This window comes from Lentzea rhizosphaerae (assembly GCF_042649515.1).
Taxonomy (GTDB): Bacteria; Actinomycetota; Actinomycetes; order Mycobacteriales; family Pseudonocardiaceae; genus Lentzea; species Lentzea aerocolonigenes.
On sequence record NZ_JBHRZI010000046.1, the window covers coordinates 195,265 to 212,304 of the forward strand.

Genomic DNA, 17,040 nt, shown 5'->3' on the forward strand with positions numbered 1-17,040 from the left:
GTAGCCTGGGTCCGTGGTCCAGCCGCCGCTGAAGGAGCCCCCCGTCCGCCGCAACCGCTCAGGCAACATCTTCGGCCGCATCGTCCTGGTGCTGCTGCTGATGGTCGTGGTGGCGGCCGGCGCCTGGGGCCTGGGCGCCCTGAACCGCAGAGAAGCAGCCCCCCTGGGCCCACCCCCGTTCCTGGTACCGATCCAAGAGGTAGAACCAGGCGCCGCCGCCCCAGGCAACGCCGCAGCCCCCGGCAACACCACAAGCGCGGAAACCAACCCACTGGGCGAGTGGGCAACAAGAGTGGCCTCGAAGACCGACATCCCGCTCCGCGCCCTGCACGCCTACGCCAGCGCAGACCTGACCATGCAACGAGAGGCCCCGGCCTGCCGCATCTCCTGGGCAACCCTCGCGGGCATCGGCCGAATCGAGTCCCGCCACGGCAGCATCAACGGCTCCCGCCTGCAAGACAACGGCCTCCCCAGCCGCCCGATCATCGGCATCCCCCTGAACGGCTCCCCCGGCGTCAAGGCAATCCGAGACACAGACGGCGGCCGCCTGGACGGTGACACGACGTGGGATCGGGCAGTGGGCCCGATGCAGTTCATCCCAGGCACCTGGAACAGGTGGGCCAAACGGGCAGCAGGAGACGGCCAACCAGCAGACCCGCAGAACATCGACGACGCAGCACTGACAGCAGCCCGTTACCTCTGCGCAGGAGGAGCAAGAGACCTCGGCACAGGCCAGGGTTGGTGGGCAGCAGTGCTGGCATACAACAACTCGGTGGAGTACGGCCAAAGCGTGTTCAGCGGAGCAGACGCCTACGCAAGGGCAAGCGCCCAGCAGTAGCCGATGCCGGGTGGATGAACGGCGCTTTTGTCCACCTCAGGTGGACAAAAGCGCCGTTCATCGCCAGCCTGCGGGCCTGGAGCAGCAGCAACAGCTACTGCCCCGCAGGCCAGGTGACCCAAACACAGGCCAGTCATCGGTCGGGGCCGACCGGCCAAGGGCACAACACCCAACCCCGCACTGCACAAGCCCTGAAGGAAGCTGGGACCCGACGGAACAGGGTCCCAGCCCCCCTCTATCAGACCCCTGCCAAGGGCGCGGAGGACGTGGACGATTCCTCAGCAGGGGAAGCCGCAACCACCGTGATCTCAACCGAAACCCCACCGGACTCCCCAGACTCCGAGGACTCCTCAGGCGCGGACCGGTCACAAGGCGGCACAGTGCTCGACGGCGGAGCCGGCTCTTCAGCCCGAGGCACAGAAGGCGTAGTAGGCACCGACGGCGAAGTCGGCTCCTCAGACCGAGGCGTAGAGGTAACCGGCGGCTCGACAGGATCCGCAGGCGCAGAGCTGGCAGGAGGCGCCGGAGGAACAGTGGAAACCGAAGTGGTCACCACCGAGGTAGCACTGTCCGAAGTAGACGGAATCTCCTCAGGCTCCTCCTCCGCCAAAGGCTCGTTCCGCCCAGTAGCCGCAGGCTTGGTCGAAGAAACCCGAACAGTCTCAGTAACCGTGGAGACCCGAGTCTGAGTAGCCATCCGAGCCGCCCGAACCTCCCGCGCCTGCCCCTCCACCACCACAGTCTCAGTGACGGTGGACAAGGTGGTCCCAGTCTCGAACGGCTCAGTCCACCACTGCGACGTGGGCCGAGCCGGCGGCGGCGCAGCCAACGGCGCCTCATCCGGCGACCCTGTCAGCGCGATCAACGCGAACATCCCGCCCAGCGCCAGAAACGGCACCACGACCACGGCTCCGAAGCACCCGCGACCGCTGCGCGGCTCTTCACGGTGACTCATCTCAGGACACCCCCGAACGGTGACGACTGTTCCACTTGGTTGATCGTCCACATGGAACAGTGCGTCACAGTTCTTTAGTCACACGATGGGGTGTTCAGGCCAGCGGCGGCAACTCCGGAGCGTGAGCAGCCGGTGAAGATGAAAGGCTTTCCAGAGCCAACGAAACGGCCTTCTCCAGCTGCGGGTCGCGACCGGAAACGCGGTCGGACGGCGTCATGACCACCTCGATGTCCGGGTCGACACCGTAGTTCTCCACGGCCCATCCGTGGCCCTTGAACCACGACGCGTACCTCGGTTGGGTGACCATGGTGCCGTCGACCAGCGTGTACATCATGTCGATGCCGATGACACCGCCCCACGTCCGGACGCCGACGACGGGCCCGATGCCGAGTTCCTTGACGGCCACGTTGACGATGTCGCCGTCGGACCCGGCGAACTCGTCGGCCACCGCCACGACCGGGCCGCGGGGCGCGTCCGACGGGTACGACTCCGACGTCGTGAAGCCCCGCGCGACCGACCAGCCGATCACCTTGCGGGCGAGCTTCTCGATCACCAGCTGAGAGGTGTGGCCGCCGTTGTTCTCGCGGACGTCCAGGACCAGCGCCTCACGGGCGAGTTCCACGCGCAGGTCGCGGTGCAGCTGAGCCCAGCCGGCACCCATCATGTCCGGCACATGCAGATAGCCCACACGGCCACCGGACAGGTTGTGTGTGTACGCGCGACGGTTCGCGACCCAGTCGTGGTAGCGCAGAGGCTCCTCATCAGCCAGAGGCACCACCACGACCCGACGCAGCTCCCCACCACCAGAAGGCCGCACGGTCAGCTCCACGGGCTTGCCCGCGGTCCCGACCAGCAACGCCCCCGGTCCGGCCAGGCCGACCGGTCGACCGTCCACGGCCACGATGGCGTCACCAGCGCGCACGGCCACGCCAGGAGCGGCCAGCGGCGAACGGGCGCGCGGATCCGACGTCTCGCCGGGGATCACCCGCTCGACGACCCAGTCGGAACCGGAGCGGACCAGGTCGGCGCCGAGCAGGCCCTGGCGACGCGAGGCGGGCACGCGCGTCGACTCGCCCCAGACGTAGGCGTGCGAGGTACCGAGCTCTCCCTGGACCTCCCACAGCAGGTCGACCAGCTCGTCGTGGCTGCCCACCTTGTCCACGAGCGGCCGGTAGCGGTCCAGCTCGCCCTGCCAGTCGACGCCACCCATGTCGGTGCGCCAGAAGTTGTCGCGCATGAGCCGCCCGTTCTCGGCGTACATCTGCGCCCACTCGGCGGCGGGGTCGACCACGACCCGCACCCGCGCCAGGTCGATCTCCACGCAGTCGGCCGAGTCCTCGTCCGCCTTGCTGTCGGTCGGCACCACCCGCAGGTCACCGCGGTCCTCGACGACCATCCGCTTGCCGTCGCCGGACACCGCAAACGCTTCCGCGCTGTCCGCCAGCACCTCGGTCTTCTGCTTGGAGAAGTCGAAGCGCTCCAGCACCGTGCGCGGCGGCCGGGCTTCCGGCGAGGCCAGGTTGTCGCCCAGCACGCCGAGCAACGGCCGGCGCAACCACAGCAGCCCGCCGCGAGCGGCCTTCAGCGACACGTACTCGGCCACCGCGACCGGCACCGGCACGACGCGGTCGGACAGGCCCTCGATGTCGACCTTCGTGGTCGATGGCTTCTCGTCCTCGTCGTCGGAGTCCTTGTCCTCGTCACCGACCGGACGACCACCGCGCATCGGGTCGAACGGTGACGGCGTGGTGGCCGCCAGCGGCACGAGGTGCGGACGGCAACCCGTGGGGAACGACAGGTCGAACACATGCGCGTCGTACACCGGGTCGAACGCGCGGATCGACAGGAACGCCAGGTACTTGCCGTCCTCGGTGAACGACGGCGCGAAGTCGGCGAACCGCAGCGGCGTCACGTCCACAACGGACAGATCTGCGGTGTTCACCATCTTGATGTGCCGCAACGGGTTCGGCCCGGGGTGCGACCACGCGAGCCACGACGAGTCCGGCGAGAACGCGAGGTTCGTGACGTGTGCGTTCGCCCCGGAGACGACCTGACGGACTTCACCGGAAGCGATGTCCACCAACAACAACCGGCCGTCGTGCGTGGCCACGGCAACGCGAGCGCCATCCGGAGAAGCCGCCAACGACATGACGCGGCCCAACTGACCAGACGCGATGCGACGCGCGGTGTTGCCCGGCTCGACACCACCGACGGGCGCGATCTCCAGCGCCTCCTCGCCCTCGACGTCGGTCACCCACACCACGTGATCGGTCTCGCCGAGCACCTTCGGCAGCCTCGCGCGCACGTCCGAGCGGTCGGTCAGCACCCGCACGGGGCCGTTGCGGTGCGTCACCCAGTGCACGGAACCGCGCACCTCGACCGCCGACGCACGGCCGGTGTGGTCGACGCTGAACGACTCGACGTTGCCGGAAGCCTTGATGTGCCGCGGTTGCAGGCCGGTGCGCGGACCGCCGAGCCTGATGTCGAGCTTGCGCAGGTCCGACAGGCCTTCCAGCAGCCACAGCTCGCCGGCCTGGTGGAAGATCACCCGCGAGCCGTCACTGGAAGCGTTGCGCGCGTAGAACTCCCCCGCGGTGTGGCGGCGCAGGTCGGTGCCGTCCGGCAGCACCGAGTACACGCTGCCGACGCCCTCGTGGTCGGACAGGAACGCGATCCGGCCGTCCACCCACATCGGGTTCACCAGCGACGACTTCAGGTCGCCGAGAATCCGCGAGAACTCACCGTCCCCGTCGAGATCCACCCACAGCTTGCCCGCGGTGCCGCCGCGGTAACGCTTCCAGTACGAGGGTTCCTGCATGTAGCTCGACGACGTGACGACCTGGCCGTCCGGTCCGAACGAGGCGTCGTTGACCCAGCCGAACGGCAGCACCTCCGACGGTCCGCCGTCCAGCGGAACCGCGTGCGCCTGCTTGCGGTCGCGCGACATCTGCCCTGTGCTCGACACGGCGAGCACTCGCCCGTCCGGCGTCCACCCGGACACGGCCGTGCGGCTCACACCCCAGTGCGTCAACCGGCGCGCGGGACCACCGTCCACAGGCGCCACCCGCACCTCGGGGGCACCGTCGATCGTGCTGGCCCACGCCAGATGTGTGCCGTCAGGGGAGAATCGCGGCGAGCGGGCCGGTACCTGGTCGGCTGATGCGCGCCAGGCCCTTCCTCCGTCGACGGGGGCGAGCCACACGTCGTCCTCGGCCACGAACGTCACCAAGTCACCGCGCAAGTGCGGATACCGCAGGTAAGTCACGAGATCGACGTTAGCCCACGTTCATCGTTTCAGGAGGGCCAAAAGCGTCGCCAGTCTTCAGCTGCAAGAGAATCCACACCTTCAGCCCTGGCCTTGGCCTCCGCCTCGCGAACGTTCGCGGCGAAACGGCGGCAGACCTGGCGCAGCTCCGTCTCCGGGTCCTCCCCCGCGAGCTTCGCCAGCGCCGTCACGGCGAACAACGTGGTGCCCGTGTCGTCGCCCTCCGGCAGCAGGTCGACGGGGAAGCCGGCGCGTTTGGTGCGCTGCACCAGTTTCGACGCCAGCGCGACCGCGGGCTGACCGAGCGCAACACCGTCCACACTGGACTCGCGCTGCTTCTCGACCTGCTTGAGCTCCTCCCACCGGTGCGCCTGCGAGGTCGCGTCGTGCACCGCCGGGTCGTTGCCCTCGAAGACGTGCGGGTGGCGTCCGACGAGCTTCGCCACCAGTTCGGACGCGACCGCGTCGATGTCGAACGGATCAGCGGGATCCTCGGCGGCGACCCGAGCGTGGAACAGCACCTGGAGCAGGACGTCGCCCAGCTCCTCGCGCATCGCCGCGCGGTCGCCGTCCTCGATCGCCTCCAGCAGCTCGAAGGTCTCCTCGAGCAGGTACTGGCGCAACGACAGGTGGTCCTGCTCCGCGTCCCACGGGCATCCGCCGGGCGAACGCAGCCGGTGCATCACGGCGGCGGCGTCGAGCAGCGCGGCGCCCATCGGCTCCGGAGTGGTGATCACCCGGGCGTCCGGATACGCGGAGGCCTCGGTCGTGATCACGACGGCGCCGTCCTCGACGACGGCGGGAGCGGGCCCGTCGACGCCGAGCGACGACCAGAACTCGAGCGGCACGCCCTCGCCCGCGTAGACGGCCTTCGCCGAGCGCAACGCGGGCAGGGCGGCGGCGGGCAGCACGGCGTCGAGCCGCTCGCTGAGGACTACGACGGTGATCAAGACTTGTTCTTGGTCGAGGCCACGCCGACGAAACCGGCCCGCTCACCCGCGGAACCCACCACGGTCGCATCCGTCGGGTCCCACACGCCGTAGCGCGGGTTGACCTCGATGTTCAGGTCCGCGGCGAGGTACTGGGCGATCCGCAGGCCGAACGCGGCGAGCAGGCGCGGGTCGATGCGCTCGGCCAGGTCCTCCTCGCCCGGCGTCGCCGAGAGCTTGTTGCGCTCCTTGACCAGTGCGACCATCCAGCTGGACTGCTGCTCGTCGGCAGGGAAGGCGACGACGGTGCCGGGCTTCACGCCCCACAGCATCGTGTGGACCAGCGACGGGTTCTCGGTGACGCGGACCTTCTGGTTCGTCGCCGACGCCTGCTGGCCGCCAGTGGTGCGCGGGGCCTCCTGCACGAACTTCGCCATCTTCGAGGAGTCGGCCACGACCTCGGCGGCCTTCTCCTTGGCTTCCTTCGGGTCCTTGACCTGGAAGAAGTCGATCACGACCTCGAGCGTGGAGAGGTTGCGGCGCGCGAGCTCGCCCATGACCAGCACGTCGCGCTGGCGACGGTAGATCGTGGTCTCGTCCTGCTCGCTCTGCTTGGCGGCGGCCTCGGGGCCGCCCTTCTCCTGCACCGCGTCGTACACCTTGGTCTCGTCGACCGTGATGTTCTCGCGCTGCGCCGCGTGCTCGGCGATCTTGTGCGTGATCTCGTCGGCCAGCACCAGCCGCGAGACCTGGTCGAGCTTGCCCTGGTCCTGCATCTGCTGGGCGGCGGGCTCCTTCTTGAGCACCTTCACCGTGCGGTCCTGGACGGTCCCCAGACCGATCGACTGGCCCCCGACGATCGCGGCCGAACTGGCCTTGGCGGGCCCGGTGCCACATCCGGTGGCGAGGAGCGCCACGGCAACACCGACCAGCGAGAAACGCTTCAGAACAGTGCTCACGAGGATCTACCTTCTCACGCCGTGGTGACCGGGGTCACGGGAGTCCCCGCGAGTGAGTCGAGGAACGCACCGCACCAGTCCAGCAGCTCCTGGTCACGAAGCTGCGGTGCACCCATCCGGCCGCCTGCCGCTCCTTCAGTCGGCCTAGGCACGGTGACGGTCCCGACGGCCTGCTTGTAGACGGCCTTCGGGAAGAGCCTGCGCAGCCTGACCAGCTGCGAGTCGAGCAGCTCCAGCTTCGCGAACCGCACGTTCTGGCCCATCGCGATCACCTCCGTGACGCCGTGGCGGCGGCAGGTGTGCCGCAGCCTGGCCACGCCGAGCAGGCGCTCGACGGGCTCCGGCGGCGTGCCGTAGCGGTCCTTGAGCTCGTCCCACACGGCCTTGAGCGCCGGCTCGTCCGCGGCGGCCGCGATCTTGCGGTAGGCCTCCAGCCGGAGCCGTTCGCCGGGCACGTAGTCGTGCGGGATGTGCGCGTCGACGGGGAGGTCGACCCGGACCTCGGCGAGCTCCTCCTCCTCGACACCGCCGTCGGCGCCCGCGTGCTTGCGGAACGCCTCGACGGCCTCGCCGACGAGCCGCACGTACAGGTCGAAGCCGACGCCCGCGATGTGACCGGACTGCTCGGCGCCGAGGATGTTGCCGGCGCCGCGGATCTCCAGGTCCTTCATCGCGACGGCCATGCCGGCGCCGAGCTCGGTGTTCTGCGCGATCGTGGCGAGCCGGTCGTGCGCGGTCTCGGTCAGCGGGGTCTCAGCCGGGTACAGGAAGTACGCGTAGCCCCGTTCGCGACCGCGGCCCACTCGTCCGCGCAGCTGGTGCAGCTGGGCCAGGCCGAGCAGGTCGCCGCGCTCGACGATCAACGTGTTGGCGTTGGAGATGTCGAGGCCGGTCTCGACGATCGTGGTGCAGACGAGCACGTCGTACTCGCGTTCCCAGAACCCCTGGATGAGGTGTTCGAGCTTGTCCTCGTTCATCTGGCCGTGCCCGGTGACCACGCGGGCCTCCGGCACCAGCTCGCGGATGCGCTTCGCGGCTTTCTCGATCGTCGAGACCCGGTTGTGCACGTAGAACACCTGGCCGTCGCGCAGCAGCTCGCGGCGGATCGCGGCGCCGACCTGCTTGTCGTCGTACGCGCCGACGTAGGTGAGGATCGGATGCCGTTCCTCCGGCGGGGTCAGGATCGTCGACATCTCACGGATGCCCGCGAGCGACATCTCCAGGGTGCGCGGGATCGGCGTCGCGGACATCGTCAGCACGTCGACGTGGGTCCGCAGGGCCTTGATGTGCTCCTTGTGCTCCACACCGAACCGCTGCTCCTCGTCGACGATCACGAGGCCGAGGTCCTTGTACCGCACGGTCTTCTGCAGCAGCCGGTGCGTGCCGATCACGATGTCGACCTCACCGTCGGCCAGACCCGCGATGGTCTGCTCCGACTCCTGCGCGTCGGTGAACCGGCTGAGTCCCTTGATGTTCACCGGGAACTGCCGCATGCGCTCGGAGAACGTGTTGAGGTGCTGCTGGGCGAGCAGCGTCGTCGGCACGAGCACGGCGACCTGCTTGCCGTCCTGCACGGCCTTGAACGCCGCGCGGACCGCGATCTCCGTCTTGCCGTAGCCGACGTCACCGCAGATGACGCGGTCCATCGGGACGCCGCGTTCCATGTCGGCCTTGACCTCGTCGATCGCGGCCATCTGGTCCTGCGTCTCGGTGAACGCGAACGCGTCCTCCAGCTCGCGCTGCCACGGCGTGTCGCTCGCGAACGCGTGGCCTGGGGCGCTCTGCCGTGCCGCGTAGAGCTGTACGAGCTCGGCCGCGATCTGCTTGACCGCCTTGCGCGCCTTGGACTTCGTGTTCTTCCAGTCGCTGCCGCCCAGCTTGTTCAGCGTGGGCAGCTCGCCACCGACGTACCTGCTGACCTCGTCGAGCTGGTCGGTCGGGACGAACAGCCGGTCGCCGGGCTGACCGCGTTTGCTGCTCGCGTACTCCAGCACCAGGTACTCGCGGGTGGCCCCGGCGACCGTGCGCTGGACCATCTCGACGTACTTGCCGATGCCGTGCTGCTCGTGCACCACGAAGTCGCCGGCCTTGAGCGCCAGCGGGTCCACCGCGTTGCGCCGCTTGGACGGCATCTTGCGCATGTCCTTCGTGGACGTTCCACCGCGACCGCCGGTCAGGTCGGTCTCGGTGAGCACCACGAGCGCGAGGTCGGGCAGCACGAAGCCGTCCTCGAGCGCACCGCGCACGACCGTGACGGCACCGGCTTTCGGTGCGGCGTCGAGGGATTCGACGTGGACGGCCGTGATCTCGGCCTCCAGCATCCGCTCCACGGCCCGTTGCGCGGTACCGGCACCGGGCACGACGAGCACGGCGGCACCACCCGTAGCGGTGTGCGCCTTGAGGTCCGCGAACGCCCGCTCGACGTCGCCCTGGTACGCCTCGACCGGCTTGACGTCGAGGTGCACCACGTCCGGCGCGTCGGTCGTCAGCTGGCTGAGCGTCCACCACGGACGGTCGCCCGCCTTGGCGTGGTCCGCGATCTCACCGATGCTCTGGTACGCGCTGCGCCCGAGGTCGATCGGCGCCTTGCCACCCGCCGCGGCCGCCATCCAGGAGGCCTCGAGGAACTCCTGGCCGGTCCGCACGAGGTCGGCCGCACGCGCCCGGATCTTCTCGGGGTCGTTGAGCAGCACGTGCGTGCCCGGCTCGACCACGTCGGTGAGCAGCTGCAGCTCACCGGGGCACAGCGCGGGGATCAGCGCCTCCATGCCCTCGACCGCGATGCCGCCGGAGATCTTCTCCAGCATCTCCGCGAGGTGCGCGTCCGACTGGTGCTCTTCCGCGAGGTCCTGCGCGCGCTGCTTCACGTCGTCGGTCAGCAGCAGCTCGCGGCACGGTGGCGCGACGAACTCGGTGATCTGCTCCGGCAGCGACCGCTGGTCCTGCACGGAGAACGGCCGGATCTCGCTGACCTCGTCGCCCCAGAACTCGACGCGGAACGGGTGCTCGGCGGTCGGCGGGAAGATGTCGAGGATGCCACCGCGCGTGGCGTACTCACCGCGCTTCTCGACCATGTCGACGCGCGTGTAGGCGTTCTCGGCGAGCCGCGTGACGAGCTCGGCGAAGTCCTGCTCCTCGTCGACCTTGAGGTGCACGGGCCGGAGATCGCCCAGGCCGGGCGCCATCGGCTGGATGAGGCTGCGGACCGTCGTGACGAGGACCCGGATCGGGTTGCCCTCGGGGTGCTTGAGCCGGCGGAGCACCTGCAGTCGCGCACCGACGGTGTCCGCGCGCGGGCTCAGCCGTTCGTGCGGCAGCGTCTCCCAGCTGGGGAAGAACGCGACCTTGTCCGCGCCGATCAGGTCCTTGACCACGTTGGTCAGCTCTTCGGCTTCCCTGCCCGTGGCCGTGACGGCCAGGACCGGCCTCGCGGTGGACAGCGCGGCGACCACGAGCGGGCGGGCGGCCAGCGGACCGTCCAGCTCCAGCTCGGGGACACCGGCGGAGTCGATCAACGTGCGGAGGGCTTTGTCGGGCAGGACACCATCGAGCAGGCCGAGCAGCGGCATGTGAGAAACCCCGGTCGAGTGGGAGACGCCAGACAGACCCCTGCCTGGGACGAGGGGTCTCACTTCCCACCTTAGCTCGTTCCGCGACCCCTTATCGGGTGGCTCCAGCGGGGTTCGAGCAGTCACCCTGTGCACGTGTCCATGAGAGAGATCAGGGCTGACTACGACGATCAGTCCATCGTGGTTTACCAGGCCTATTCGCCGCACATCGCCGATCCGGCCGTAGCCGCCCAACGGTTCGTGCCGCCGTTCAAGATGGAACGGATGACGTGGATCAAGCCGTCGTTCCTCTGGATGATGTACCGCTGCGGCTACGCCCGGAAGGAAGGCCAGGAACGCGTGCTGGCCGTGCGAATCACCCGTGCGGGGTTCGATTGGGCGGTCTCCAACGCGGTCGAGAGCAGCATCAAGGGCAAGCCCGCGGTGCGTGTGCAGTGGGATCCCGAACGCGGTCTGCGGCACGAGGCGTTCCAGCACCGGTCCATCCAGATCGGCCTGACGCGCGAGGCCGTGCAGAAGTACGTCAACGAGTGGACGGTCAGCATCACCGACGTGACGCCTCTTGCGCGCGAGGTGCATGCGGCGGTGCGTGCCGGTGATGACGACGCGGCGCGCGCACTGCTGCCCGTTGAGCGTCCTTATGCCGTTTCGGAGCCGTAGCTGCCCAGGGACATTGGCGACCTGCCCAGGACCCAGGCCGACGCTACCGAGGTTGAACGGTCAGGTTCGTCTCGGCGTGTCGCCCCCTGTTGTTCGGCGCGAAAAGCACGTTCGGGCCGATAGATGGCCCGGACGTGCTTTTCGCGCCAAACGCGGCACCGGGGGCTCCACTGATCGTGGTGACATTCTGACGGTTCAGCCTCGGTAGTGGAGGTTCGGCGACGGCCGAACTCACGGAACCTCCACGACGCCAAACGCATAGTTAGGACATGCGCGCACTCGTTGCTGGTCTGGTGCTGGTGGTCGCGGCCTGCTCCTCGCCCGAACCAGGCGGCAACGCGCCGTCGACGGCCCCCGCACCCACCGGTCTCAAGATCGAGGAGGTCGCGGGAGGGTTCCAGCACGCCTGGGACATCGGCTTCCTACCGGACGGGTCGATGCTCGTCACCGAACGGCCGGGGCGCGTGAAACTCGTGAAGAACGGCAAGGCCACCCCGGTCGACATCGACCTCGGCGACGTGCAGGTGCGCGGTGAGGGCGGCCTGATGGGGCTCGTGATCCACCCGGACAACCAGCGCTTCACCCTCTGCTACAACACCGCCAAGGACGTCCGGTTGGTGACGTTCCGCCTCGACGGCACCAAGGCGACCAAGACGAAGGACCTGGTCACCGGCATGCCGTCGAACCCGAGCGGACGCCACTCCGGCTGCCGCCCGACCCTCGCGCCGGACGGGACGATGTTCGTGGCCACCGGCGACATCGCGCAGCCCCGCAACCCGCAGGACCGCACCAGCCTCGGCGGCAAGGTGCTGCGCATCGACCCGGAGACCGGCGAGGGCGCCGCCGGCAACCCGTTCGCCACCTCAGCCAACGCCAACGAACGCCGGATCTACACCTACGGCCACCGCAACGTGCAGGGCGTGGTGTTCCGGCCCGGCACCGAGCAGATCTTCTCGAGCGAGCACGGCCCGGACGTCGACGACGAGGTCAACCTGCTCAAGGCGGGCGCCAACTACGGGTGGGACCCGTCCAAGGGCGGCACGCAGAACAGGTACGACGAGGACGTGCCGATGACCGACCTGCAACGGTTCCCGGACGCGGTCCCGGCCGTGTGGTCGTCCGGCTCGCCGACCGAGGCGATCTGCCAGGCGGCGTTCTGGAACGGCAAGCTGGCGGTCACCGCGCTCAAGGGCTCGAAGCTGCTGCTCTTCACGCTCGACGAGGCCGGGAAGGTGCAGAACGTCAGCATTCCGAACGAGCTCGACGACAAGTACGGGCGTCTCCGTGCAGCCCGCACCGCGCCGGACGGGTCGCTGTACATCACGACGTCGAACGGGACGGACGACAAGCTGCTGCGGCTCACAAGAGTCGCGTGAGCCTTTTTCACTCGGATTATTCACCGGGATCAGGAATTGCACGGCCCGCCAAATCCGCTGATCCGCATGTATACGTTACCCCTATAACAGCGCCTGAGTACAACAGGGCGCCAGGACCGGCTGAGCTGATATTCTGCTGTCGGCTCAACCGCTCAGGTCGCCCGCCGCAGGCGGGAGCTGAGGCTTGAGTTTCGGGGTCGACGAGCGGCAATCGCCGATACCCGGGTCGGGTTAAAGCACAACGACTTGTTCGGATGGAGACTGAGAAGCCCCTCAGGCGCTGGCGACGCAAACCCTGATACTCATAAGACTAAGATCAGCTTGCCTTCACATCTGCTGACAACGGATGCACAAGGTTTGCCGAGGTGACCTTAGTTCGGCCCAGTGAATCAACTGGTCGAGCTGAGGCACGCCTTTCGCCCCTCGACCGTCGAGGCGGAAGGTGATCACGGATGTCGATGGGACCGGAGTTCGCGAGCATCCTGATGTCGAGCGGCGCTGTTCTCGCCGGACTTGGTGCAGTTGCCAGGCCGTTCTTCCGCTATCTGACGGAGAAGCGGTACGTCGACCGTGCCGAACCCGAAGATCTCCCCGACATCGCGAAGGCCCTGCATCCGCAGATCGAGCTGCGCCGAGGCATCGCTGAAGGCAGTTCTACCGACGCCGCACCACAGGCTCAGAGGAGCCGCGTGAGGCTCCGCAGAAACTCCCGTCGCTCGCCCCCGAGTCCGGCGAAGTAGGCCTGATCCGCGTCCTCGACGTCCTTCATGGCCTTCGCCACCAGCGCTTTGCCGCCGGAGGTCAACGACAGCAACCGCGCCCGCGAGTCCGCCGGATCCACCGAACGCGACACCAACGAACGGTCGGCCAGCTTGCGCAGCACCTGCGAGGTCATCATCGGATCGGTGCCCGCGTGCTCGGCCAGGCGTTGCTGCGAGGGCGCGCCGCTGTGGTTCTCCAGCCACCACAACGACGCGAGCAGCACGAACTGCACGTGGGTCAGGTCGTGCGGGGCCAGCGCCGCCCGCATGGCCCGCTGCCACGCCAGCGTCACCCGCCACAGGAGGAAGCCCGGAGACTCGTCGGGGCCGGAGAAGCGCGTCACGACGCCAATTTCACCAGCGCCTCCACCGCGTCCGGCAAGTCGGCCGTCACGACGGGGCCGAGGAACTCCGCGGCCGGCCCCTCGATCACCACCGAGTGCGTGACGCGGACGCCGTCACCAACGCGCTCGACCCGGTGCGTGAAGCGCAGCAACGCACCGGGCACGGACGTCTCGTCGACGAAGCAGGCGTTCGGCTCCACCGAGGTCAGGGTGAACGAGATCGGCCCCTGGCCCTTGATCACCATCGTGCCGCCCGACCCCTCGGCGAACGGCCCGGACAGCGTCACGGACTCCAGGCTCTCGTCCCACTCCGTCCACCTGGAGACGTCGCTCCAGAGCTCCCACACCGTTTCCACGCTCGCCGGACCTTCGACGCTGTGCTCAAAGGAAAAAGTTGCCATGCGCGCATACTATATGCGCGCTTACTAAAGGACAACAGGCAGCTCACGAACGGCTGCGCAGCTTGGGCTTGTGCTCCATCGCCGAGAGGCCGTTCCAGGCCAGGTTCACCAGGTGCGCCGCGACCTCGTCCTTCTTCGGCTTGCGCACCTCGAGCCACCACTGCCCGGTCAGCGCGACCATCCCGACCAGGGCCTGCGCGTACAGCGCGGCGAGCTTGCGGTCGTAGCCCTGCTTGGCGAAGTGCAGGCCCAGGATGTGCTCGACCTGCGACGCGATGTCGTTCAGCAAAGAGGAGAACGTGCCCGAAGACGACGCGACGGGCGAGTCGCGCACCAGGATGCGGAACCCGTCCGTCGAGTCGTCGATGTAGTCGAGCAGCGCGCAGGCGGCCTGTTCGAGCAGTTCACGCGGGTGCGAGCCGCCGTCCAGAGCCGTGACGATCTGGTCCATCAGGCGCTGCATCTCGCGGTCCACGACGACGGCGTAGATGCCTTCCTTGCCGCCGAAGTGCTCGTAGACGACGGGCTTCGACACGCTCGCGCGGTGGGCGATCTCCTCGATCGAGGTGGCCTCGAAGCCCTTCTCGGCGAACAGGGCGCGGGAGACGTCCAGGAGCTGCTCTCGGCGTTCCTTGCCCGTCATCCTGACCCTGGTCACCGAGTCAGCCTACGCACGTCAATTCTTCACGCTGATCCTGGCCAGCCGCTGTTCACTCGGCCAGCGGACGTTCCACGCCCAGCCGAACTTCTCGAACATCCAGATCAGCCGGGCCGAGATGTCGATCTGCCCGCGCTTCACGCCGTGCCGCGCGGAGGTCGGGTCGGCGTGGTGCAGGTTGTGCCACGACTCGCCGAACGACAGGATCGCCAGCGCCCAGACGTTGGCGGAACGGTCGCGCGCGGCGAACGGGCGGTCGCCGACCATGTGGCAGATCGAGTTCACCGACCACGTGACGTGGTGCAGGAACGCGACGCGGACCAGGCCTGCCCAGAAGAACGCCGTGACGCCACCCCAGAGCGACCACGTGATGAGGCCACCGAGAACGGCCGGCGCGAGCAGTGAGATCACGGTCCACAGCCAGAAGAGCTTGTCGATCCTGACCAGGTCCTCGTCGGCCATGAGGTCGGGCGCGAACCGCTTGTGGTTGGTCTTGTCGCGGTCGAAGAGCCACCCCGTGTGGGCGTGCCAGAAGCCCTTCGCCAGCGCGGCCGGGCCGGTGCCGAACAGCCACGGCGAGTGCGGGTCGCCCTCGCGGTCCGAGAACGCGTGGTGGCGCCGGTGGTCTGCCACCCAGTCGATGACCGGGCCCTGCAACGCCATCGAGCCCGCGATCGCCAGCGCGATCTTCAGCGGGCGCTTGGCCTTGAACGAGCCGTGCGTGAAGTACCGGTGGTAGCCGATCGTCACGCCGAGGCCGGCGACGTAGTAGAAGGCGACGAACAGGGCCACGTCGACCCAGCCGAGACCCCAGCCCCACGCGAAGGGGACGGCGGCCAGCAACGCGAGGAAGGGAACGATGACGAACACGTAGACGCCGAGCTGTTCGGCATGTCCGCGTTGCCCGTCGATCAACGGCTTGGGGCCCTGGTCGGTGGACCGGTCCATCGTCGAGGTCATACGGATTCCTCTTGGGGAGTCGAGGGACGTATTGGGGGATGACGTACCTACGCAACCGTAACTTACGGAAGCGTAGGTTAGGGCTGCCTACTTCGCCAGACCCGCGTGGAAACTCGCGGAGAGTTCTCGAGATCACCGCGCTGTGTCGCCTGGAATCGAGACCTCGGACAGGCATCATCAGGAGATGGCCAGACGCAAGATCATCCGGATCTCCGTGACCTCGTTGCTCGTCCTGCTCGTGCTGGTCACCGCGGCTCTGGGCGGCATCGGCTGGTACTACAGCGGCGAGCTGCTCGAACCGGAGGAAGTGCCGCAGCGCTACCCGGAGACCTCCCTCGGCGTGGACGACAAGAACGTCGTGCTCGCCGAGTCCAAGCTGACCCTGCAACGCGGCACGTTCGGCATCGTCTGGCCCGGGGGCGCCGCGAAGGTCGGCGACATCGCCGCCACGAAGGACGGTCGCGTCGAACGACCGCTGCTGGACGGCACCGCACCGCCGGAGGGCACCAAGGTCCGCATCGAGACCGACGTCTACGAGGGCAACCCCAAGACCACGCTGGGCCTGGTCTACAGCGAGGTCCGGGTGCCTTCCGAGCTCGGCGAGATGCCCGCGTGGCTCGTGCCGGCGGCCGGCCAGGACACCTGGGTCGTCACCGTGCACGGGCGGGGCGCGTCGCGCGAAGAGGCCCTGCGCGTGGTTCCTCAGCTCCACAGTGCGGGACTGCCCGTTCTGCTGATCACCTACCGGAACGACGCCGGCGCGCCCAAGTCGCCCGACGGTCTGTACCACCTCGGCGACACCGAGTGGCGCGACGTCGAGGCCGCGATCAAGTACGCGCAGTCGCAGGGCGCCCGCAAGGTCGTGCTCTACGGCTGGTCGATGGGCGGCGCGATCGTCGGTCAGACCCTGGCGCGGTCGGGCGTCGCGGCCGCCGTCAGCGGTGTCGTGCTCGACTCCCCCGTCACCAACTGGACGCAGACGCTGAACCTCCAGGCGGAGAACCGGGGCGTGCCGACGTGGCTCACGCCGATAGCAGAGCTGGTGTCCGGCTGGCGCGCCGACATCGACTTCGGCCGGTTCGACCTGGTCCGCAACCCGCCCGCGCTCAAGCCCCCGACGCTGCTCTTCCACGGCACCGTGGACGGCACCGTGCCGGCCCAGTCGTCGCGCGACCTCGCGACCGCGGCGAAGGGTCTCGGGTGGCCGCTGCAGTACGTCGAGATCCCCGGCGCGGACCACACGTCGGGGTGGAATGTGGCGACCGACACGTACCGGGACGCGCTCGCGGACTTCCTGACCAGGTCAATCGGCGCCAAGCCGTGATCTTGAACTGAGCCGGATGAGTGGTGGTTGGACAAGAGGAG

12 protein-coding genes are annotated in these 17,040 nt (G+C 68.4%); 4 read left to right on the forward strand and 8 right to left on the reverse strand.

The genetic code is table 11. The features are described 5' to 3' along the window. Window positions 1-13: 13 nt before the first annotated feature. Entirely contained in the window at window positions 14-838 is an 825-nt protein-coding gene (locus ACFOWZ_RS42760) for a lytic transglycosylase domain-containing protein (RefSeq protein ID WP_382379705.1), read from the forward strand. A gap of 1,049 nt (window positions 839-1,887) precedes the next feature. On the opposite strand, the gene ACFOWZ_RS42765 is transcribed toward ACFOWZ_RS42760, so the two are convergent. The 4 genes from ACFOWZ_RS42765 to mfd are packed head-to-tail and all read right to left on the reverse strand — an operon-like array spanning window position 1,888 to window position 10,515. After that, on the reverse strand, window positions 1,888-5,058 hold the full coding sequence (locus ACFOWZ_RS42765) for a S41 family peptidase (RefSeq protein WP_382379706.1): 3,171 nt from the start codon (window positions 5,056-5,058) through the stop codon (window positions 1,888-1,890). Between the two features lie 29 nt (window positions 5,059-5,087). After that, complete coding sequence (locus ACFOWZ_RS42770; RefSeq protein ID WP_382379707.1) at window positions 5,088-6,008, reverse strand: MazG family protein; 921 nt, start codon at window positions 6,006-6,008, stop codon at window positions 5,088-5,090. Continuing rightward, window positions 6,005-6,946, reverse strand: a complete 942-nt coding sequence (locus ACFOWZ_RS42775) for a hypothetical protein (protein ID WP_382379708.1) — start codon at window positions 6,944-6,946, stop codon at window positions 6,005-6,007. The genes ACFOWZ_RS42770 and ACFOWZ_RS42775 overlap by 4 nt, the downstream gene beginning before the upstream one ends. 14 nt (window positions 6,947-6,960) lie before the next feature. Then, window positions 6,961-10,515, reverse strand: a complete 3,555-nt coding sequence (mfd, locus tag ACFOWZ_RS42780; RefSeq protein ID WP_382379709.1) for a transcription-repair coupling factor — start codon at window positions 10,513-10,515, stop codon at window positions 6,961-6,963. A 141-nt stretch (window positions 10,516-10,656) separates the two neighbouring features. On the opposite strand from mfd, the gene ACFOWZ_RS42785 reads away from it, so the two are divergent. Then, window positions 10,657-11,175, forward strand: a complete 519-nt coding sequence (locus ACFOWZ_RS42785; protein ID WP_382379774.1) for a DUF4291 domain-containing protein — start codon at window positions 10,657-10,659, stop codon at window positions 11,173-11,175. Between the two features lie 269 nt (window positions 11,176-11,444). Then, window positions 11,445-12,551, forward strand: a complete 1,107-nt coding sequence (locus tag ACFOWZ_RS42790; protein WP_382379710.1) for a PQQ-dependent sugar dehydrogenase — start codon at window positions 11,445-11,447, stop codon at window positions 12,549-12,551. A gap of 676 nt (window positions 12,552-13,227) precedes the next feature. On the opposite strand, the gene ACFOWZ_RS42795 is transcribed toward ACFOWZ_RS42790, so the two are convergent. From ACFOWZ_RS42795 to ACFOWZ_RS42810, 4 genes are read right to left on the reverse strand one after another with little or no spacing between them, the layout of a single operon-like run. Then, on the reverse strand, window positions 13,228-13,656 hold the full coding sequence (locus tag ACFOWZ_RS42795; RefSeq protein ID WP_382379711.1) for a MarR family winged helix-turn-helix transcriptional regulator: 429 nt from the start codon (window positions 13,654-13,656) through the stop codon (window positions 13,228-13,230). Further along, a complete protein-coding gene (locus ACFOWZ_RS42800; RefSeq protein ID WP_382379712.1) occupies window positions 13,653-14,057 on the reverse strand; it encodes an SRPBCC family protein in 405 nt (134 codons plus the stop codon). Before ACFOWZ_RS42800 ends, ACFOWZ_RS42795 begins: the two co-directional genes overlap by 4 nt. Before the next feature lie 43 nt (window positions 14,058-14,100). Beyond that, a complete protein-coding gene (locus tag ACFOWZ_RS42805) occupies window positions 14,101-14,700 on the reverse strand; it encodes a TetR family transcriptional regulator (protein ID WP_382379775.1) in 600 nt (199 codons plus the stop codon). 33 nt (window positions 14,701-14,733) lie between these two features. Beyond that, on the reverse strand, window positions 14,734-15,675 hold the full coding sequence (locus tag ACFOWZ_RS42810) for an acyl-CoA desaturase (RefSeq protein ID WP_382379713.1): 942 nt from the start codon (window positions 15,673-15,675) through the stop codon (window positions 14,734-14,736). Window positions 15,676-15,859: 184 nt separating this feature from the next. Here ACFOWZ_RS42810 and ACFOWZ_RS42815 point away from each other — a divergent pair, with 184 nt between their 5' ends. Continuing rightward, on the forward strand, window positions 15,860-16,999 hold the full coding sequence (locus tag ACFOWZ_RS42815; protein ID WP_382379714.1) for an alpha/beta hydrolase family protein: 1,140 nt from the start codon (window positions 15,860-15,862) through the stop codon (window positions 16,997-16,999). The last annotated feature ends 41 nt before the right edge of the window (window positions 17,000-17,040 follow it).